We start from the raw sequence: 18356 nt of genomic DNA on the forward strand, positions 1-18356 counted from the left end.
GCACCTTCGGGGATCCCAGCAGCGCCTGCGCGAAGCCGAGCCGCTGGCGCATGCCCTTGCTGTACTCGCGCACGGCGCGGCCGGCGGCGTGGGTGAGGCCCACGAGTTCCAGCGCGGCGGCGCAATCTCCCAGCGGCGCGCCCTTCAGCCGCGCGAAGTAGTGCAGCGTTTCCGTGCCCGTGAGGTTGTCGTAGAGAACGACGTTTTCCGGCAGGTAGCCGATGCCGCGCCGTACGGCGCGGAAGCCGCGCCCCTGCACCGACGCGCCGTGGATGCGGATCTCGCCGTCGGTGGCGCGCACCAGCCCCAGCATCATCTTGAACAGGGTGCTCTTGCCGGCGCCGTTGTGGCCAATCAGGCCGAACACCTCGCCGTTGCCGATCTCCAGGTCCACCCCGTTGACGGCGTACACGGGGCCGTACAGCTTGACGGCGCCGCGCACGCTGATCGCGGGCGCCTCAGTGCGGGAGGGGCCGCTCTTTTCCATTCCAGTCGCTCCAGGTCTTGTGGGTGGGCTTCATGCGCGGCTTGGGCTCCACCACGCTCGGCACGCGCAGCAGCGGGAACTGCTGGCTCACCAGCCGCAGTGCCTGCACCGCGGGGCTGGCCAGCAGCAGGCGCGCCGCGGGGTGGCGCCAGATCATCCGGTCCACCAGGTCGTTGGCTTCGTAGGGGACGTCGCCACGGCCGTTGCCGTCGCGGTCCCAGCCCAGGTAGTTGCTCCAGTAGTTGCCCTGCTCGCCGCCCCAGGTCTCGTCGCGCGAACCGACGTAGCGCACCTGCTCGCGGTTGCCGATGAAGTCGTTGCCGTCCACCTTGTTGCGCGTGGACCCGGCGGCCAGGTGCACGCCCACCTGGTTGTTCACGACCAGGTTGCCCGCCAGGCTGGCGTACTCCACGTCGTAGATGAAGAAGCCGCGTGCGTTGCCGGCGACGACGTTGTTCTCGACCCGCGAGTCCTGCAGGGTGCGCAGCATGATGCCGTGGTCGGTGTTGCCCCAGGCGCGGTTGTTGCGCACCACCTGGTCGCGCACTTCCATGAGGGCCAGGCCGCCGCGGTTCAGGTAGCTGTCGTTGTCCTCCCAGAGGTTGCGGTAGGAGTTCATGTAGTGCGTGCCGTAGCGGCTGTGGTGCAGCCGGTTGCCGCGGAAGATGGCGTCGTGCGACACGTCCACGTAGAGCGCGTCGCGCACGAAGCTGATGTGGTTGCGCTCGATGCGCGCGCCGGTCGTGTTGTACAGCTGCACGCCGTTGCCCCGCTGCGAGGAGGCGTAGTCGCGCTTGCCGACGATGATGTTGTCCTCCACCCGCACGTCGTTGGCCTTCTCGATCCACAGGCCGAACAGGTTGTAGACCAGGTCGTTGCGGCGGACCACGGTGCGGTGCGCACCGGGTTCGACGTAGATGCCGGCGTTCTGCGCCAGCAGGCTGTCGCCCGAGTCGCGCACGATCAGGCCCTCGATCGTCACGTCGGCCGACTTGATGCGGATGGTGTCGCCCTGCATGCCGCCGCTGAGGGTGGGCTTGCCGATGCCGCGCAGGGTCAGCGGTTTGGAGATCACCAGGTTGCCCTCGTACCGTCCCGGCTGCACTTCGACCACGTCGCCGGCGGCGGCCCGGTCCAGCGCGGGCTGGATGGCCTCGCCGGCGCGCACCGGCCACGTCGCCGCCTGCGCGGCGCCGGCCAGGGCCAGGAGCAACAGGGCGAGGAGGCGCTTCATCCCGCCACCGGCCAGCCGAGCGCCTTCAAGGCCAGGAACAGCGAGGCGCCGATCAGCAGGTTCTTGAACGCCACGTAGCAGAGCATGTCCATCACCGACGCGACCCGGTAGCGGCGGCCCCACCAGGGACCGTCCTTCACGTAGCGCTTGGCGCGCAGGCGCACCAGCACCTCGTAGACGCTCCAGCCGAACCACCAGCCGATGATGCCGCCGGCGCGCAGCTCGCCCAGCGCGGCACCCACCCAGGCCAGCGTCACGGCCAGCGCCAGGGCGATGCCGGCGGCGCGCAGCAGTGTGTGCGGGGCGCCGACGCCGCGGCGCCAGGGCCACACGTGATCCCAGATCTCGGCGCAGATCCAGCCGCACAGGCCGGGCTGGCCGGCGGCGTACGCCGGCTGCGCGGGATCGGTGGGCATGCGGGGATCGACCATCAGAGCTTCTCCACCGGAATGATGGGGATGAAGTAGCCATCCCGATTGATCCTCGTCAGCGGCAGCCCGGCGACCTCGCGGCGCTTGCGTTCCTTTACCAGGGGCGGGCAGGCATGCGTGTCCGTGTACAGGACCATGCAGTCCAGGCAGTGCAGGCACTCGCGGTGGTCGATGCGCCCGTCGGCGTCGATCGCCTGGGCGCCGCAACCCTTGGCGCAGGCCTTGCACGTGCTGCACTCCTGCTTGCGGCGCAGGCCGAACCAGCGGAAGGTCGAGGGCATCGCCAGCGAGGCGCCCAGCGGGCAGAGGTACTTGCAGAAGGGCCGCTCGACGAAGATCGACAGGGCCAGCAGCCCCGCGGCGAACAGCGTGTAGGGCCAGGAACGCTGGAACCAGCCGACCAGGAAGGTGGTCTTGAACGGTTCCACCTCGGCGAGCATCTCCGCCGTGGTCATGGAGAACATCGAGACCGCCAGCAGGCCGAAGAACACGCCGTACTTGACCCACTTCAGCTTGTCGTGCAGCCGCTTGGGCAGCGCACGCTGGAAGCGCCTGAGCCCGATCGCGCCGGCCGCCTTGTAGATCAGCTCCGAGAGCGAGCCGAAGGGGCACAGCCAGCCGCAGAACAGGCCGCGGCCCCACACGAACACCGTGAGGATGATGAACACCCAGAACAGGAAGATGAACGGATCGCTCAGGAAAAGCGCCCACTCCCACTTGAACAGCAGCGCATGGAACCAGGTGAGCACCTGGGTGATGGAGGGCTGCGCCATCACGCCGAAGCCCACGAAGGCGATGCTCAGGATCCAGGCGGAATACTTGAAGATGTTGACCGGCCACTTGTTCTTGCGGGTCGCGCGCTTCGTCATCTGGTCGCGGAAGGCGTAGGCCGTCGCCACCAGCGCCAGCAGCAGGCCGAACAGCGCGATCTCCGGTGCCTTGGCCTTCCACACCTTCAGCCAGGCCGGCGGCGGCTCCTGCACTTCCGGCCGGCCGCCTTGCAGCGACCAGGCGGGTACCCAGTACTTCGCCTCGAAGCTGGCGAAGCTGCGCGTGCCGGTGGCGCGGTCGACCCGGTTGCCCAGCATCACCAGCTTCCAGGGATAGGCACCGGAAAAGGCGCCGGAGCGCACGATGAAGATCGCGGATTCGTTGTACGCGGGCGCGCCGGTGGCTTCCAGCCCGTACAGGTTCTGGTAGTCCAGGTCGCGGAAGGTGAAGGTGTCCAGGCCCTGGCGCAGCTGCACCCGGTCGTAGATGCCGCCGCGCACGAAGCCGGAGCCCTTGAAGGACTCCTTGCCTCCCGTGCGGATCACGAAGATGGCCTGCTCGTTCGGCTTGAGCTGGGACATCAGGCTCTCCCAGGCGGTCTTGCCCAGGAGCGAGCGGCCGATGTCCGGCGCGTTGAGCGCGCCGAACCACAGTTCGATGAAGGGCTCGGAGGAGCGCGGCAGCCCCACCTGCTCGGGCGCGACGGCCAGGCGCTGCACCGCGCCTTCCTTCGCCAGCGCGGCCCAGTCCAGCGTGCGGCCGGTGTCGGCGAACTTCGCCGGCTCGCGCACCGTGGGCGCGAGGATGCCGGTCTGGCGCGCGACGGCGCCGCCGGAGGTCATCATGACCTGGTTCTGCGCGATCACCGTGACGGTGGCGCCGGAAATTGCGTCGAGGCCCACCACGTCCTCCTCGGGACGGGAGCGGCCGATTTCCACCTTGTCGCCGACGAACTTCCCGAGGTATTGCTCGTTGAACTTCACCAGCGCGGATTCGGGAATGCCCAGCAGCAGGATGGGCTCCGAGTGCTTCAGGACCTTCACGCCGACGAAGCGGCCCTTGAGGTCCATGCCGATCAGCGTCACCACCGGCTTGCCGGAATAGGCCGGCGTGTCGGTGATGTCGGTGGACAGCATCACGTACCCCAGCAGCGCGGGCTTGCCCTGCGTGTCCTCGCCGTAAGCCTCCACGTAGGGCGGCTGGCCCTTGCGCTCGGAGAACGTCTTCGCGCCAGGGAACACCTGGGTGCAGGGGACCAGGTCGCACAGCCGCCGCGCGGTGTGGAGGTCCTCCGGCAGCTTGGCCTCGTAGGCATCGGCCCAGGCGAACCCCGGGACGAGCAATGCGGCAGCCAGCGCCCACAGGCGCATGAGATACGAGAACAGGGTCATGGTACGGCGGGAGCCCCGCGCGCCGGGCGCGGGGCTCGGGCGAGGCGTTACGCCTCGACGATCATGCGGGTGCGCATCTCCAAGTGGAGCGCGTGGCAGAAGTGCGTGCAGTAGCACCAGAACACGCCGGGCTTGTCGGCCACGAAGGTGACCGACTTCGTCTCCTGCGGGTTCACGATGAAGTTGACGTTGTGCTGCGGGATCGCGAAGCCGTGCGTGAGGTCCTCCACCTTGTCCAGGTTGGTCAGGATCAGCGTGACCTCGTCACCCTTCTTCACCTTGAACTCGCGCATGCTGAAGGCCGGCGCCTGCGACGTCATCTTCACGGTGACCTTCCGGCCGTTGCGCGTGACGCTGCTTTCCTTCGGGTCCTTCACCGCGATGGGCGAATCGTCCAGGTTGTAGACCTGCTTCGGCTTGACCAGCTCGCGCTTGAAGATGATGAAGTCGTGCGGCTCGCCGCGCACCGGGTGGTCGGCCATCAGCACCATCTTGTCGCCCGAGATGTCGATCAGCTGCTCGTTCTCGGGGTGCAGCGGGCCGGCGGGCAGGAAGCGGTCCTTGGAGAACTTGCAGCCCACGGCCAGGTACTTGCCGTCGGCGGCCCTGGTCTCGGACTGGCTCGCGTTCAGGTGGCCCGGCTGGTACTGCACGTCGATGCGGTCGACCACGTACTTGGCGTTCTTGTCGCCCTTGTGGAAGGCGATGGCCTTCTCGACGTTCCACTTGACCACCTGGCTGTCCAGGAAGAGCGTGGTGTAGGCATTGCCGCGGCCGTCGAAGGCGGTGTGCAGCGGGCCCAGGCCCAGCTCCACTTCGGCGACGATCGCCTCGTCGGCCTTGGCCAGCTTGCCGTCGAAGTACTCCAGCACCTTGGCCAGCTCGATCACGGTGCCCGTGGGCGACAGCTTGCCGGCGCAGATGAAGTACTTGCCGTCCGGGCTGGCGTTCACGCCGTGCGGGTTCTTCGGCACGGACACGTAGGCGGTGAGCGCCGTCTTGGGGTCCTTGTTGGCTTCGCGCGTGCCGTCCACGACCGGCACCTTGGAGGTGCCGATGGTCTTGAACTTGCCGGCCTTGACGGCTTCCTCGATGCGGGCGATGTTGAAGAACAGGCAGGCGTCGCGCTCGGCGGACATCATGTCCTCGTACTTGACGCCCATCTCCGTGTTGTACTGGTTGGTCGCGGCCAGCTTGCCGTCGTAGGACGTGGCCGTGAGGTCGCAGTTGCCGTCGATCAGGACCTGCCAGCGCACTTCCATCGTCTCGGCGTCCACGCAGGTGAACATCGAGCGGTACTTGGTGCCGTCCTCGATGCCGGCGTTGGGCAGGGGGACCGAGAACTCGGCGCCGCAGAACACGCGGGTCGTGTAGTTGATGTTGGCGTCGACCGGGTCGCGCTTGTCCGGGAAAATGCCGTGGAAGCCCTGCACGTTGGGCAGTTCGGTGATCTTGTCGCAGACGAAGTAGTCGAGGCGGATGCGCGCGATGCGGCTGTTGATCTTGTCGTTGATCCAGGCATAGCGGCCGTCGTAGTTGCCGTCCTTGTAGGAAGCGTGCACGTGGTGGGTGTCGGCCACGGTGTACTTCAGGCTGCCGTCGGCCTTCGTACCCATGATCTGCTTGGACTCGTTGGTGATGCCCCAGCCGACCAGCGCGTCGGGCACGAACACCGGGATGCGCATGATTTCGCGGCCCGAAGGCAGGCCCAGCACGCGCATGTCGCCGGTGTGGCCGCCACTCCAGAGACCGTAGTACGTATCCAGCTCACCCGGCTTCAGGTGCGCCGCATTGGCGTGCTCGCCGGGATTGGCGAGCGCCGGTGCAGAAGCCGCCTTGGCGGCCGGCGCGGTCGCCGGCTTCTCGGAGCAGGCCGCGAGGCCGACGCCGGCCAGGCCCGCCGCCGCAGCGGTGCCCAGGAAGCGACGGCGCGCGGGGGTGGGCTCGGGGTGCGAAAGATCTTTCGCTCGGTTCATGGATCAAGGTCCTCTGGTTACAAAATCGTTCGCGCACCGTGCATCGGCGCGCCTGTCTTTCTCGTCCCATGCGAATCATCGGCAGCTACGCAAAAGGTGTATTTGAGATGCATCAATCAAGGCCCATCTATTTCTCCACGCATGGGTCGCCCTCTCTAGAATCACCGCGCACTCCTTCGAAACGACGAGACCCCGAGATGAAATACCTGACCATTGCACTCCTCTTTGCGGCGGCCCTCGCCGGCTGCAGCAAGCAGGAGGCTCCCGCGCCCGCGGCGGCACCTGCCGCTCCGGCGGCTGCGCCCACACCGGCCGCAGCGCCTGCTGCAGCGACCACCACTGCAGCGGCCGACAACGCCGTCGGCAAGTCCCTGTATGGCAAGACCTGCGCGCTGTGCCATGCGGCCGGCGTGGCGGGCGCACCGAAGCCCGGCGACAAGGAAGACTGGGCGCCGCGCATCGCCCAGGGCATGGACGTCCTGGAGAAGCACGCCATCGAGGGCTTCACCGGCAAGAAGGGCCAGATGCCCCCGCGCGGCGGCTCCACTGCCTCCGACGACGAGATGAAGGCCGCGGTGCGTTACATCGTGGACCAGTCGCGCTGATGACTCCCGCCGATCCTGCGCGGCGCCGCCTGCTGCTGGCAGGCGCGTGTCTCGCTGCGTGGCCACTCGCCGCGAGCGCCGCGCGGGCGCCGCAGCGCGTGCGCGACTCGCGCGCCCTCATGGGCACGCGCTTGGACGTGGCGGCGCAGGGGCCGGACGCGGAAGCGCTGCAGCGCGCAATCGATGCGGCCTTCGCCCGCATGACGGCGCTGAGCGCGCTCATGAGCCACTACGCGCCTGCGAGCCAGGTCTCCGCGATCGGGCTCGCCGCCGGCCTGCAGCCGGTGGAGGTCGCGCCCGAACTGATGCAGGTGCTGCACATGGCGCGCGACGTGGCGCGCCGCACCGACGGCGCCTTCGATCCCACCGTCGGCGCGCTGGGCCTGTGGCATTTCGATGCGCCGCAGTCCTCGATCCCCACGGCGTCGGAAATCCGGCGCAGGATTTCCAGCGTCGACTGGCGCCATCTCGTGCTCGACGAGCGCCGGCAGACCGCGTACCTCACCGAGCGCGGCATGCGGCTGGACCTGGGCGGCATCGCCAAGCTCTCCATCCTGCAGTCCGGGCTGGACACCCTGCAGGCGCACGGCGTGGGCACGGCCCTGGTCAACGGCGGCGGCGACGTGGTCGCCTGCTCGCAGAGAGGGGATGCACCCTGGCGGGTCGGCATCCGCGATCCGCGCGCGCCGCAGCGGCTGCTCGCGACCCTCGAAGTCCGCAGCGGCTTCGTCGCTTCCTCGGGCGACTACGAACGTTTCTTCGTGCAGGACGGCCGGCGGTGGCACCACGTGCTGGATCCGCGCACCGGCCGGCCCACCGAGGGCGTGCGCGGCATCACGCTGGTGGCCGACTCGCTGGAGGCAGTGAACGGGCTGGGCACGGCCGGAATGGTGCTCGGCGCGCGCGCCGGGCGGGAACTGCTGCGGCGTGGCGAGGGCGTGGAAGCGCTCATCGCCTCGGCGGATGGCGGCCTCTGGATGACGGACCGCCTGCGCGCGCGGCTTGTGCCCGTGGCGGGTTGATCCTACGCGCGCCTCGCGGCCCGGCGCCACTGCAGCGTCTCGCCCAGCAACGCGCCCCAGGCCAGGTGGTCCGCGAACTGCGGCCAGAACGGCAGCGCTGCCACCGAAGGGAACAGCAGCGGCGCGATCACCCGCAGGTCCAGCCAGGCGACCGCCGCCGATCCCGCGAGCGCCCACAGGGCCACGCGGCGGCGCGGCAGCAGGCACGCGAACACCAGCGTCCAGAGCGCCGACACCGCGGGGTGCACCACCGCCGCAGCCGCGAACAGCACGGGGGTGGCGTTCGCGCCGGGCAGCAGCATGCGCCCGGCGGCGCGCGTCGCCTCGAGCGGGTCCGCCCCCGTGAGCAAGGCGTACAGCGTCGACGGCAGGCCGCTGAAGACCGTGGCCACCAGCCACGCCAGCGCCAGGTCGCGCAGGGGAAAGCGCAGGCTCAAGGCTGGATCAGGCCCCAGCTCAGCCCGATCAGCGTCAGCTCCGCCTGGTTGGCCACGCCCAGCTTCTGCTTGATGTTGTACAGGTGCGTGCCGACCGTGCTGCTGGCCAGCTTCAGCTGCTCCGCGATCTGGGGCACCGTGAAGCCCTGCGCCAGCTGGATGAACACGGCGAATTCGCGCTCGGACAGGACGTCCGACGGACTCGCCTCCCCTTCGACCTGGGCCTGCGCCATGCGGTGGGCGATGTCGGGATCGACGTAGCGCTCGCCCCGGGCGACGGTGCGCACCGCCTCGATCAGCGCATCCGGGGCGCTGCGCTTGGAGAGGTAGCCCAGCGCACCGCCATTGAGGGCGCGCTGCGCGTACGCGACCGCGTCGTGCGCCGACAGCGCCAGCACGCGCGCATCGGGCCGGTGCGCCAGCAGGCGGCGCAGCGCCTCCAGGCCGCCCATGCCGGGCATGGAGATGTCCATCACCACCACGTCCGCCAGCACCCGCGGATCGTCGCGGCAGGCCTGCTCCCCGCTCTCGGCCTCGGCCACCACCTCCATCTGCGCGGTCGCCAGCAGCATGCGGAAGCCCATGCGCACGACGGCGTGGTCGTCGACCAGCATCACGCGGATCATGCGGCCTCCGCCAGCGCCGGCGCCAGCGGCAGCCGCGCGCACAGTTCGGCGCCGCCTTCGGGCCGCCGCGACAAGCCCAGTTCGCCGCCCACGGCATCGGCCCGTTCGCCCAGCCAGCGCAGGCCGAAATGGCCGGGCCGGGACCAGTCGGCGGGCGGCCCCACGCCGTCGTCCTGCACCCGCACCACGAGGAAGTCGCGCTCGCGCGCCAGCTGCACGCGCACCCGGCGCGCGGACGCGTGCTGCAGCGCATTCGTGAGCCCTTCCTGCACGATGCGGTAGGCGGCCAGCGTCGTGGCCGGGGCCAGCTCCGGCGGCAGGTCCCGCAGGTCGTGCTCGATGGCCACCGCAGGGTGCGCGGAGCGCGCCCGCTCCAGCAGTTCGGCCACCGCCTCGCCCAGGCCCAGGGACTCCAGTTCCATCGGCGCCAGCCGCGGGATCATGCGGTGCATGGCGTCGTAGAGGCGGCCGGCCTCGTCGGCGATCACGCCCGCGGCCTGCGCCGCCTCGGCGTCGGCGTCCCCGCATCGGCGCGCGACCGACAGCGCCAGGCTGCGGATCGCCGTGACCGACTGCCCCAGCTCGTCGTGCAGGGCCCGCGCGATCTCGCGCCGTTCCGTTTCGATGTGGGTCTCGATCAGCCCGGCCAGCTCGCGCGAATCGGACAGCCGTCGTTCCGCCTCGAAGGCGCGCTGGCCGCTGGCGATGTTCTCCTGCAGCACGGCGGCCATGCGGTTGAAGGCGCCGCCGATGGCGGCCGCCTCCCGCCCCGGCAGCGCCGGCAGGGTCACGCCGAAGTCGCCGGCCTTCAGGCGGTCGAGCGCCGCCACGATCTGCGAGAAGGGGCGCAAGGCCCGGCCCACGGCCCAGAACACCAGCACGTTGATCACGAGCAGCCCGCCGGCGCCGATGGCCGCGAGCGTCACCACCTCGTCCCAGCCGTCGAGCACGGCGCGCGAGGGTTCGGCGTCGATGGTCATGCGCCCGCCGGGCAGCTCGATGATCTGGTGCGACGGCTGCGGGACGACCAGCGCCGCGAACCAGTCGGGCGCCTCCCGCCCCACCTTGTAGGTCGAGGGCGGTGAACGGTAGAGCACCTTGCCGGTGGAGTCGGTCAGGGTGATGTCGTTGGCGCGCACGCGCCCGAGCTGCTCGAGGAAGCGCACCAGCCCGAGGGGGCCGCCCTCGGCGTAGACCCGGCCCACCCGGTTCAGCAACTGCGTGGTCACGCGGTTGGCGGCCACGATCTCCTCGCGCACCGCGCTGCGCAGCGACACGAGCTGCAGGGCGATCATCGACGCGACCAGCACGGTGATCACGCCGGCCACGATGAGGTTGATGCGCAGGCTGAGGCTCACCGATGCGGTCCTTTCGCGGCATTCGGCCTGAAAGCGCGGCCGTTGGCAATCGGGCGGATTCATGAAAATCTGGAAGACGGTGGCGGGCCGCAGCCCCTAAGCTCGGGTCGGAACAAGGGGCGCTCAAGGCGCTCAGCGCCGATTCGCCGGGACGGCGCCTCCAATCCCGGCACCACCCCACGAGGAGACCTTGATGACCTGGACGACACCGCAAGCCATCGATTTCCGCTTCGGTTTCGAAATCACGATGTACGTCGCGGCCCGCTGACGGGCGCCAGCGGCACCGCGCCGCAACGCGCGGTGCCGCGCACCGACTGCCCATGCGCGTGCATGTCCTGGGGGCTGCTGCCGGCGGCGGCTTCCCGCAGTGGAACTGCAACTGCCCCAACTGCACGCGACTGCGTGCCGGCCGGCTGAACGGGCGAGCGCGCACGCAATCCTCGATCTGCGTGCAGGGGCTGCCGGGGCCGGACTGGGCCCTCGTGAACGCGTCGCCGGACATCCTTGCGCAGATCCGCGCCGCGGCCGTCCTGCAACCCAACCGCGCCGCGCGCGACAGCGGCATCGCCGCCGTGCTGCTCAGCGACGCGCAGGTGGACCACTCCACCGGCCTGCTGATGCTGCGCGAGAGCACCCGGCCGCTGCCGCTGTGGTGCACCGACCCCGTGTACGAGGACCTGACGCGCGGCAACCCGATCCTGGGCGTGCTGGGGCACTTCTGCGGCGTCGAACGCCGGGCCGTGCCCCTGGACGGCAGCCCGTTCACGATCGACGGGGTGCCGGGCCTGCAGGTTTCCGCGATGCCGCTGGCGAGCAAGGCGGCGCCCTACTCGCCGCATCGCGAGCACCCGGTGCCGGGCGACAACATCGGCCTCACCTTCATCGACACGGCCAGCGGCCGGCGCCTGTTCTATGCGCCCGGCCTCGGCGAGCGCACGGACGCGGTGGATGCCGCGATGCGCGCCGCGCAGTGCGTGCTGGTCGACGGCACCTTCTGGACCGACGACGAGATGATCGCCATGGGCCTGAGCCGCAAGACCGGCCGCAGCATCGGCCACCTGCCGCAGTCCGGCCCCGGCGGCATGCTCGAGTGGCTGGCGGAACTGCCGCAGTCCACGCGCAAGGTGCTGATCCACGTGAACAACACCAATCCCATCCTCGACGAGGACTCGCCCCAGCGCGCGGAGCTCCGGCAGCGCGGCGTCGAGGTGGCCTGGGACGGCCTGGAAATCGAACCATGACAACCGCACCGGGAGACCTTGCATGAGCGCCCTGATCGACTCCGCCCTCGCCCCGCCCCGCGCGCCCGACACGGAGCCGGGGTGGAGCCGCGAGGAATTCGAGGCCCGCCTGCGCGACAAGGGCGCCGGCTACCACATCCGGCATCCCTTCAACGTGATGCTCAATACCGGCAAGGCCTCGCGCGAACAGGTGCGCGGCTGGGTCGCCAACCGCTTCTACTACCAGATCGCCATCCCGGTGAAGGACGCCGCGGTGCTCTCGAACTGCCCCGACCGCGAGGTGCGGCGCGCCTGGGTGCAGCGCATCCTGGACCACGACGGCAGCGGCGACGACCCGGGCGGCATCGAGGCCTGGATCCGGCTGGGCATCGCCGCCGGCCTCGCGCGCGAGGAGATCACCGACCTGCGCCACGTGCTGCCGGCGCTGCGCTTCGCGGTCGACGCCTACGTGAACTTCGCGCGCCGGGCGCCGTGGCAGGAGGCCGTGTGTTCCTCGCTCACCGAGCTGTTCGCGCCGGACATCCACAAGCAGCGCCTGGCCGGCTGGCCCGAGTACTACCCCTGGATCGAAAGCGCCGGCCTGCAGTACTTCCGCAACCGCGTGAGCCAGGCCCGGCGCGACGTGGAGCAGGCGCTGGCGCTGACGCTGGACCACTTCACCACGCGCGGCCAGCAGCAGCGCGCACTGGACATCCTGCAGTTCAAGCTGGACATCCTGTGGGCCATGAACGACGCGATGGGGAAGCACTACGGGGTGGCGGCGTGAGCGCCGCACGGCCGCCCGAAGGCGCTCGCCCCCTCCGCTCGCGGAGGGGGGAGGCGAAGCACGCAGTGCGGAGCCTGGGGGAGGTTGCCCTATGAACCCGCCCGCCGTCGAAAGCCGCCCGCGCGTGGCGGCCGGGTTCCGGCTCCAATGGGAGCCGGCGCAGGAGTGCCACGTGCTGCTCTATCCCGAGGGCATGGTGAAGCTGAACCAGAGCGCGGGCGAGATCCTCAAGCGTTGCGACGGCGCGAAGGACGTGAACGCGATCGTCTCCGACCTCGAGGACAGCTTCGGGACCACCGGCCTGCGCGACGACGTGCTGGCCTTCCTGGCCATCGCGATGCAACAACGCTGGGTGGAGCTGGCATGAAGCCCGGTCCGCCCCTGTGGCTGCTGGCGGAGCTGACCTACCGCTGCCCGCTGCATTGCGCCTTCTGCTACAACCCGCTGGACTTCGCCAAGCACGAGGACGAACTGCCCACCGCGGACTGGCTGCGCATCCTGCGCGAGGCGCGCGCGCTGGGCTCGGTGCAGTGCGGCTTTTCCGGCGGCGAGCCGCTGGTGCGCGACGACCTCGAGGAACTGGTGGCCGAGGCCCACGCCCTGGGCTACTACACCAACCTGCTCACCTCGGGGGTGGGCCTCACCGAAGCGCGGGCGGCGGCGCTGAAGGCGGCGGGCCTCGACCACGTGCAGTTGTCCTTCCAGGACTCCACCCGCGAGGTGAACGACTTCCTGTCGCACACGCGCACCTTCGACCTGAAGCAGAAGGTCGCCCGCATCATCAAGGCGCAGGGCTGGCCCATGGTGATGAACTGCGTGATCCACCGCCTCAACATAGACCACGTCGACCGCATCATCGCGATGGCCGACGAGATCGGCGCCGAATACCTGGAGCTGGCCAACACGCAGTACTACTCCTGGGCCTTCGAGAACCGCGAGCACCTGCTGCCCACGCGGGAGCAGCTGCGGCAGGCCGAGGAGGTGACGGACCAGTGGCGCGTGCGCCTGGCCGGGCGCATGCGCCTGTTCTTCGTCGCCCCCGACTACCACGACGGCAAGCCGAAGCGCTGTGTCAACGGCTGGGGGACGACGCTGCTGACGGTGGCGCCCGACGGCGTCGCCCTGCCCTGCCACACGGCGCGCATGCTGCCGGGACTGCGCTTCCCCAGCCTGCGCGACACCAGCGTGAGCGCCGCCTGGTACGAATCGGAAGGTTTCGAACGCTACCGCGGCACCGGTTGGATGAAGGAGCCCTGCAGCAGCTGCGAATTCCGCGAACAGGACCTGGGCGGCTGCCGCTGCCAGGCCTTCCTGCTGGCCGGGGATGCGGCGGCGGCGGACCCGGTCTGCCCCAAGAGCCCGGAGCACGGGCGGGTGCAAGAGGCGCTTCAGCGGGCGGAGCGCGGCGAGCCGCCCGAGCGGCCGCTGGTGTTCCGCGACCGGCGCAGCCGCGTCACGACCTGAATCCCGTTCGGCTTCGGCCGCTTCCCGGCCAAGCCCGCCAGTCGGGGATCAGGGCGCGGCCAGTCCGTTCGCCTTGAAGGTCGCCTGCGTGTCCTCGCTCGCCAGCAGGATCAGCAGCGAGAGGGCGGCGTTCGAATTGGACGCCATGGTCGACACCGCTCCCGCGTAGACGCCGGCATTCGTCCGGCCCGGCAGGTCCCTGGCGAGCAGGATGATGGAGCCGTCGGACACGGCGCCGTCCTTCGCCAGCGCCTCCAGCAGCGCCGGCGGCAGCACCGCGAGGTCGAACTCCTCGCCCCGGCGGAGGCGCTCGGCCAGCGCGTCGACGCCCTCGCTGACCACCACCACCTTGTGGCCGGTGCGTTTCTCGAAGGCGGGGGCCACGGCCGTGACGACCGGCTGGAATGCCTTGGCGGCGAAGACCTTCACGTCGTCCGCCGCAGCGGCCAGCGAGAAGCTCCAGCCGAAGGCGAACGCGGCCAGCAGGACGGCCCGGCGCGGGAAAGCAGTGGGGATGCGCATGGTGCGATTCTAGAGACGCGTGCCGCCGGCATCGCGCACGGTCCCGTCGCCCCTCGTCCTCGCCTTGACCGAAAGCAACAAGCGTCACGCCGACGCGCCGCCCGTGGTGCGCCGACCGCAGCCGGGCCCGGGGCTCAGCCCTGCCCCTTCTCCTGCACCAGCAGGCCCAGCGCGGCCCAATCCAGCTCGCCGCGGCCGCTTTCGCACAACTCGTCGACGAGGCGTTCGGCCAGCACGGCGCCCTGCAGGCCGGCGCCGGCGCTGCGCGCGGTGGCCAGCGCGATGCGCAGGTCCTTGCGCATCAGGCGCGCCCGGAAACCGGGCTGGTAGTCGCCGTCGATCACGCGCTGGCCGTGCTTCTCCAGCACGAAACTGCGCGCAGTCCCACCGAGCAGGACCTCGCGCATCACCTTCGGGTCCACGCCCTGCGAGCGCGCCAGCGCGATCGCGTCGGCGACGCCCAGCAGTGCGCCGGCCACGGCGACCTGGTTGCAGGACTTCACCGTCTGGCCCGCGCCGACCTCGCCCACGTGCGTGATCGCCTTGCAGAAGGCGCCCATCACCTCGCGCAGCGCCGCCACCGCGTCGGCCGGGCCGCCGATCATGCAGGCCAGCGTGCCGGTCTCGGCGCCCTGCTGGCCGCCGCTGATGGGCGCGTCGAGGAAGGTGACGCCCCGCGGCGCCAGCCGCTGCGCGAAGGCGCGCGCCGAGCTCGCGGCGATGGTGCTGGTGTCGACCACGCAGCTGCCGGCGGCGAGCCCCTGGGCGAGGCCGGCTTCGCCGAACAGGACCTGCTCCACCGCCGCGTCGTCCGACAGGCACAGGAACACCAGCCGGCAGTCCCGCGCCAGCGCAGCCGGCGAAGGGGCGCGCTGCGCCCCGGCGTCGACCACCGGGCGCGCCGCCTCGTCGCGGCGCGCGAACACCTGCAGCTTCCATCCCTGGCGCAGCAGGCACTGCGCCATGCCGCCGCCCATCACGCCGAGGCCGATGAAGCCCACCGGCTGCTGCCTGTCGAAAACCTGGTCCATGACGTCTCCTCCGGCGGGCGGTGCGTCCGCCGCCGCCCCGGCATCATGCCTCGTCGAGGCCTGCCACCACGTCCTGCGTCACCTTGCGGAAGGAGCGGATCGCCGGCGTCTCGTGGCCCCGGCGCCACGCCAGGGCCACGTGCACCGGCTCGGCCTTGTCGGCGATCTGCACGAAGCGCACCTGGCGCGGATGCAGGTTGCGCCCGCTGGCCGGGACCACCGCCACCCCGAGCCCCGCGCCCACCAGGCCCACCACGGTGTGGATCTGGGTCGCATGCTGCACCACGTCGGGCGTGAAGCCCGCCTGCCGGCACATCGCCTGCACGCGGTCGCTCAGGAGGGGCGCGCTCTGCTCCGCGAACATCACGAAGGGATCGTCCGCCACGCTGCGCAGGCGCACGAGGCGGCGGTCCGCCAGCGGATGGGCGGCCGGCAGCGCCAGCACGAAAGGGTCCGACAGGATGGTGAGCACCTCCAGCTCCGCCGGCGCGTGCTGCACGCGCAGCAGGCCGACGTCGATGGTCCCGCGCAGCAAGGCCGTGTGCTGCACCGTGATCGGCATCTCGTGCAGTTCCAGCTCGATGCCCGGATAGAGCTGGCGGAAGCGCCCGATGATCGAGGGCAGCAGCCCGTAGGTGGCGGAGTGGATGAAGCCCAGCGAGAGCCGCCCCAGCTCCCCCGCGCCCGTGCGGCGGACGTCGTTGAGCGTCCGCGCCAGTTCCTGCTGGATGGCGCGGCTGCGTTCCAGCAGCAGCGCGCCGGCCGGCAGCAGTTCCACCCGCCGCTGCGTGCGCCGCAGCAGGGGCGTGCCCAGCTCCTCCTCGATCTGCTGGATCTGGCGCGACAGGGCGGGCTGGGCGATGGCCAGCCGCGCCGCGGCGCGGCCGAAGTGCAGTTCCTCGGCCACCGCCTGGAAGTAGCGCAGCTGGCGCAGGTCGATCATTGGCAATGCCGCACGGGTATCAATCTGCGCTCAATTATGTATTGGACGCCCAACTGCCCCGGCCCGACACTCGCGGGATGCCGATCGAGTCTTCCGCCGCCGGCGCCGCCGCGGCGCCACCGGCCTCCCCCCGGACCGCCGCTGCCGCACCCGCCCTCGCGCTGCCCGTGCGCCTGGGCCACCTCCTGTCCCTCGACGACTTCGAGGAGGCCGCGCGCCGCCACCTGCCGCGCCCGGTCTTCGCCTACATCTCGGGCGCCGTCGAACGCAACCAGTCGCTGGCGGCCAACCGCGACTCCTACGCCCAGTACGAGTTCGTTCCCCGCGTGCTGGTCGACATCTCGCGCCGCTCCACCGCGGCCCCGCTGCTGGGCCGGCGCTACGCGGCGCCCTTCGGCATCGCGCCCATGGGCATCAGCGCCCTCTCCGCCTACCGCGGCGACCTGGTGCAGGCGCAGGCCGCGGCCGCCGGGAACGTGCCCATGGTCATGAGCGGCTCCTCCCTGATCCGCATGGAGGAAGTGGCCCGCGCCAACCCCGACGCCTGGTTCCAGGCCTACCTGCCGGGCGACGAGCCGAACATCGTGGCGCTGATCGAGCGGGTGCGCGCGGCGGGCTTCCGCACGCTGGTGATCACGGTGGACACGCCGGTCAGCTCCAACCGCGAGAACAACGTCCGCGCCGGCTTCTCCACGCCGCTGCGGCCCAGCCTGCGCCTGGCCTGGGACGGCCTCAGCCACCCGCGCTGGCTGTTCGGCACCTTCCTGAAGACGATCGCGCTGCACGGCATGCCGCACTTCGAGAACAACTTCGCGCACCGCGGCGCGCCCATCCTGTCGCAGGACGTGGTGCGCGACCTGTCCGAGCGCGGCCACCTGGACTGGCAGCACTTCCGCACCATCCGCCGCATGTGGCCGGGCCAGATCGTGGTCAAGGGCATCCTCGATGCGCGCGACGCCCGCCTCGCGGTGGACCACGGCGCCGACGGCATCATCGTCTCCAACCATGGCGGCCGCCAGCTCGATGGCGCCGTGGCGCCGCTGCGCGTGCTGCCGCAGGTGGTGGCCGCCTGCCCCGACGTGCCAGTGATGATCGACAGCGGCATCCGCCGCGGCAGCGACGTGCTCAAGGCGCTGGCGCTGGGCGCGAAGTTCGTCTTCGTGGGGCGGCCCTTCAACTACGCCGCCGCCGTGGCGGGGGAGGCCGGCGTGCGCCACGCGATCGCCCTGCTGCAGCAGGAGGTCTCGCGCAACATGGCCATGCTGGGCGTGAACTCGCTGTCCGAGCTCGATGCCAGCTACCTGCGCAAGGCGGGCGCCTGAGCATCCGCCGTACATTCCGCATTCTTCCCCGAGAGAGAGACTCCAGAACATGGTCGGATTCCAGATCCTCAAGCGCCACCGCCAGGTGGACCCGCGCCACGTCCAGGCCTTCGCCGACATCCCGGTGGCGAACGTCAGCGACTGCATGACGCGCCTGACCGCTGGCGGACCGCGCCTGCGCCCCATGCACAAGGGCGGCCGCCTGGGCGGCCCCGCCCTCACCGTGAAGTGCCGGCCCGGCGACAACCTGATGATCCACAAGGCGCTGGACCTGGCCGTGCCGGGCGACGTCGTCGTGGTCGACGCCGGCGGCGACCTGACCAACTCGCTGTTCGGCGAACTGATGCTGTCCTATGCGATGCAGCGGCGCCTGGGCGGCATCGTCCTGAACGGCGCGGTGCGCGACATCGACGTGATCGCCGCGGGCAGCTTCCCGCTCTATGCCGCGGGCGTCACCCACCGCGGCCCCTACAAGGACGGCCCCGGCGAGATCAACGTGCCGATCGCCATCGACGGCATGGTGATCCATCCCGGCGACCTGGTGCTCGGCGACGCCGACGGCCTGCTGTGCGTGCCCTACGACGACGTGGAGCAGGTGCTGGCCGCCTCGCGCGAGAAGGTCGCGCTGGAGCAGAAGACCATCGCCAACATCCGCGGCGGCACGCACGACACCTCCTGGGTCGACGCGCGCCTGAAGGCCCTCGGCTGCGACCCGGTCCCGCGATGAGC

Annotated in this window: 18 protein-coding genes and 1 pseudogene (1 of these 19 only partly in view); 9 read left to right on the forward strand and 10 right to left on the reverse strand. The window is 70.7% G+C overall.

From position 1 onward, the window contains the following. The 4 genes and pseudogenes from JJ685_RS21825 to nosZ all read right to left on the reverse strand — a co-directional run. On the reverse strand, positions 1-487 hold the 5' portion of the coding sequence (locus tag JJ685_RS21825; RefSeq protein ID WP_201676449.1) for an ABC transporter ATP-binding protein. 449 nt of this gene lie to the left of the window's left edge; the window shows 487 of its 936 coding nt (coding positions 1-487); it begins with the start codon at positions 485-487; the stop codon falls past the left edge of the window. Further along, positions 459-1721: a nitrous oxide reductase family maturation protein NosD gene (locus JJ685_RS21830; protein WP_201676450.1), complete on the reverse strand. Its 1263-nt coding sequence runs from the start codon at positions 1719-1721 to the stop codon at positions 459-461. The genes JJ685_RS21825 and JJ685_RS21830 overlap by 29 nt, the downstream gene beginning before the upstream one ends. Further along, positions 1718-4293: pseudogene (locus JJ685_RS21835) on the reverse strand (4Fe-4S binding protein). The gene JJ685_RS21830 and the pseudogene JJ685_RS21835 overlap by 4 nt, the downstream one beginning before the upstream one ends. Positions 4294-4361: 68 nt before the next feature. Next, the gene (gene nosZ / locus JJ685_RS21840; RefSeq protein ID WP_201676451.1) at positions 4362-6290 is read right to left on the reverse strand and encodes a TAT-dependent nitrous-oxide reductase; all 1929 of its coding nucleotides are present in this window, start codon (positions 6288-6290) and stop codon (positions 4362-4364) included. Positions 6291-6487: 197 nt separating this feature from the next. On the opposite strand from nosZ, the gene JJ685_RS21845 reads away from it, so the two are divergent. Further along, positions 6488-6895, forward strand: coding sequence for a c-type cytochrome (locus JJ685_RS21845; RefSeq protein ID WP_201676452.1), 408 nt, complete (start codon positions 6488-6490; stop codon positions 6893-6895). Further along, positions 6895-7917, forward strand: a complete 1023-nt coding sequence (locus JJ685_RS21850; protein ID WP_201676453.1) for an FAD:protein FMN transferase — start codon at positions 6895-6897, stop codon at positions 7915-7917. The genes JJ685_RS21845 and JJ685_RS21850 overlap by 1 nt, the downstream gene beginning before the upstream one ends. 2 nt (positions 7918-7919) lie before the next feature. Here the strand turns inward: JJ685_RS21850 and JJ685_RS21855 are convergent, their stop codons facing one another. From JJ685_RS21855 to JJ685_RS21865, 3 genes are read right to left on the reverse strand one after another with little or no spacing between them, the layout of a single operon-like run. Next, a complete protein-coding gene (locus JJ685_RS21855) occupies positions 7920-8354 on the reverse strand; it encodes a hypothetical protein (protein WP_201676454.1) in 435 nt (144 codons plus the stop codon). Then, complete coding sequence (locus tag JJ685_RS21860) at positions 8351-8980, reverse strand: response regulator (RefSeq protein ID WP_201676455.1); 630 nt, start codon at positions 8978-8980, stop codon at positions 8351-8353. Before JJ685_RS21860 ends, JJ685_RS21855 begins: the two co-directional genes overlap by 4 nt. Beyond that, complete coding sequence (locus JJ685_RS21865) at positions 8977-10338, reverse strand: histidine kinase (protein ID WP_201676456.1); 1362 nt, start codon at positions 10336-10338, stop codon at positions 8977-8979. Before JJ685_RS21865 ends, JJ685_RS21860 begins: the two co-directional genes overlap by 4 nt. 193 nt (positions 10339-10531) lie before the next feature. Here JJ685_RS21865 and pqqA point away from each other — a divergent pair, with 193 nt between their 5' ends. The 5 genes from pqqA to pqqE all read left to right on the forward strand — a co-directional run bounded on the left by pqqA (position 10532) and on the right by pqqE (position 13809). After that, the gene (pqqA, locus tag JJ685_RS30480; protein WP_201676609.1) at positions 10532-10606 is read left to right on the forward strand and encodes a pyrroloquinoline quinone precursor peptide PqqA; all 75 of its coding nucleotides are present in this window, start codon (positions 10532-10534) and stop codon (positions 10604-10606) included. Between the two features lie 52 nt (positions 10607-10658). Next, entirely contained in the window at positions 10659-11579 is a 921-nt protein-coding gene (gene pqqB / locus JJ685_RS21875; protein WP_201676457.1) for a pyrroloquinoline quinone biosynthesis protein PqqB, read from the forward strand. Between the two features lie 22 nt (positions 11580-11601). Beyond that, on the forward strand, positions 11602-12345 hold the full coding sequence (gene pqqC / locus JJ685_RS21880; RefSeq protein ID WP_201676458.1) for a pyrroloquinoline-quinone synthase PqqC: 744 nt from the start codon (positions 11602-11604) through the stop codon (positions 12343-12345). A 91-nt stretch (positions 12346-12436) separates the two neighbouring features. Continuing rightward, positions 12437-12712, forward strand: a complete 276-nt coding sequence (gene pqqD, locus JJ685_RS21885) for a pyrroloquinoline quinone biosynthesis peptide chaperone PqqD (protein WP_201676459.1) — start codon at positions 12437-12439, stop codon at positions 12710-12712. Beyond that, positions 12709-13809: a pyrroloquinoline quinone biosynthesis protein PqqE gene (gene pqqE, locus JJ685_RS21890; protein ID WP_201676460.1), complete on the forward strand. Its 1101-nt coding sequence runs from the start codon at positions 12709-12711 to the stop codon at positions 13807-13809. Before pqqD ends, pqqE begins: the two co-directional genes overlap by 4 nt. Before the next feature lie 48 nt (positions 13810-13857). Here pqqE and JJ685_RS21895 read toward each other — a convergent pair whose 3' ends face one another. The 3 genes from JJ685_RS21895 to JJ685_RS21905 all read right to left on the reverse strand — a co-directional run bounded on the left by JJ685_RS21895 (position 13858) and on the right by JJ685_RS21905 (position 16305). Further along, positions 13858-14331, reverse strand: a complete 474-nt coding sequence (locus tag JJ685_RS21895) for a molybdate ABC transporter substrate-binding protein (protein ID WP_201676461.1) — start codon at positions 14329-14331, stop codon at positions 13858-13860. Positions 14332-14465: 134 nt separating this feature from the next. Beyond that, positions 14466-15362, reverse strand: a complete 897-nt coding sequence (locus JJ685_RS21900) for an NAD(P)-dependent oxidoreductase (RefSeq protein WP_201676462.1) — start codon at positions 15360-15362, stop codon at positions 14466-14468. A 43-nt stretch (positions 15363-15405) separates the two neighbouring features. Next, entirely contained in the window at positions 15406-16305 is a 900-nt protein-coding gene (locus JJ685_RS21905) for a LysR family transcriptional regulator (protein WP_201676463.1), read from the reverse strand. A 77-nt stretch (positions 16306-16382) separates the two neighbouring features. On the opposite strand from JJ685_RS21905, the gene JJ685_RS21910 reads away from it, so the two are divergent. Beyond that, positions 16383-17627 carry an alpha-hydroxy acid oxidase gene (locus tag JJ685_RS21910; protein ID WP_201676464.1) on the forward strand — a complete coding sequence of 415 codons (1245 nt, stop codon included), beginning with the start codon at positions 16383-16385 and terminating at the stop codon, positions 17625-17627. Between the two features lie 49 nt (positions 17628-17676). Next, on the forward strand, positions 17677-18354 hold the full coding sequence (locus tag JJ685_RS21915; RefSeq protein WP_201676465.1) for an RraA family protein: 678 nt from the start codon (positions 17677-17679) through the stop codon (positions 18352-18354). The last annotated feature ends 2 nt before the right edge of the window (positions 18355-18356 follow it).

This window comes from Ramlibacter monticola, assembly GCF_016722785.1.
GTDB classification, from domain to species: domain Bacteria; phylum Pseudomonadota; class Gammaproteobacteria; order Burkholderiales; family Burkholderiaceae_C; genus Ramlibacter; species Ramlibacter monticola.

Excerpts from the sequence above, each read along its gene's own strand:
- JJ685_RS21830 (WP_201676450.1), bottom strand. The coding sequence starts at position 1,721 with ATGAAGCGCCTCCTCGCCCTGTTGCTCCTGGCCCTGGCCGGCGCCGCG.
- nosZ (WP_201676451.1), bottom strand. The coding sequence starts at position 6,290 with ATGAACCGAGCGAAAGATCTTTCGCACCCCGAGCCCACCCCCGCGCGC.
- JJ685_RS21845 (WP_201676452.1), top strand. The coding sequence starts at position 6,488 with ATGAAATACCTGACCATTGCACTCCTCTTTGCGGCGGCCCTCGCCGGC.
- JJ685_RS21850 (WP_201676453.1), top strand. The coding sequence starts at position 6,895 with ATGACTCCCGCCGATCCTGCGCGGCGCCGCCTGCTGCTGGCAGGCGCG.
- JJ685_RS21860 (WP_201676455.1), bottom strand. The coding sequence starts at position 8,980 with ATGATCCGCGTGATGCTGGTCGACGACCACGCCGTCGTGCGCATGGGC.
- pqqB (WP_201676457.1), top strand. The coding sequence starts at position 10,659 with ATGCGCGTGCATGTCCTGGGGGCTGCTGCCGGCGGCGGCTTCCCGCAG.
- pqqC (WP_201676458.1), top strand. The coding sequence starts at position 11,602 with ATGAGCGCCCTGATCGACTCCGCCCTCGCCCCGCCCCGCGCGCCCGAC.
- pqqD (WP_201676459.1), top strand. The coding sequence starts at position 12,437 with ATGAACCCGCCCGCCGTCGAAAGCCGCCCGCGCGTGGCGGCCGGGTTC.
- pqqE (WP_201676460.1), top strand. The coding sequence starts at position 12,709 with ATGAAGCCCGGTCCGCCCCTGTGGCTGCTGGCGGAGCTGACCTACCGC.
- JJ685_RS21895 (WP_201676461.1), bottom strand. The coding sequence starts at position 14,331 with ATGCGCATCCCCACTGCTTTCCCGCGCCGGGCCGTCCTGCTGGCCGCG.
- JJ685_RS21900 (WP_201676462.1), bottom strand. The coding sequence starts at position 15,362 with ATGGACCAGGTTTTCGACAGGCAGCAGCCGGTGGGCTTCATCGGCCTC.
- JJ685_RS21905 (WP_201676463.1), bottom strand. The coding sequence starts at position 16,305 with ATGATCGACCTGCGCCAGCTGCGCTACTTCCAGGCGGTGGCCGAGGAA.
- JJ685_RS21910 (WP_201676464.1), top strand. The coding sequence starts at position 16,383 with ATGCCGATCGAGTCTTCCGCCGCCGGCGCCGCCGCGGCGCCACCGGCC.
- JJ685_RS21915 (WP_201676465.1), top strand. The coding sequence starts at position 17,677 with ATGGTCGGATTCCAGATCCTCAAGCGCCACCGCCAGGTGGACCCGCGC.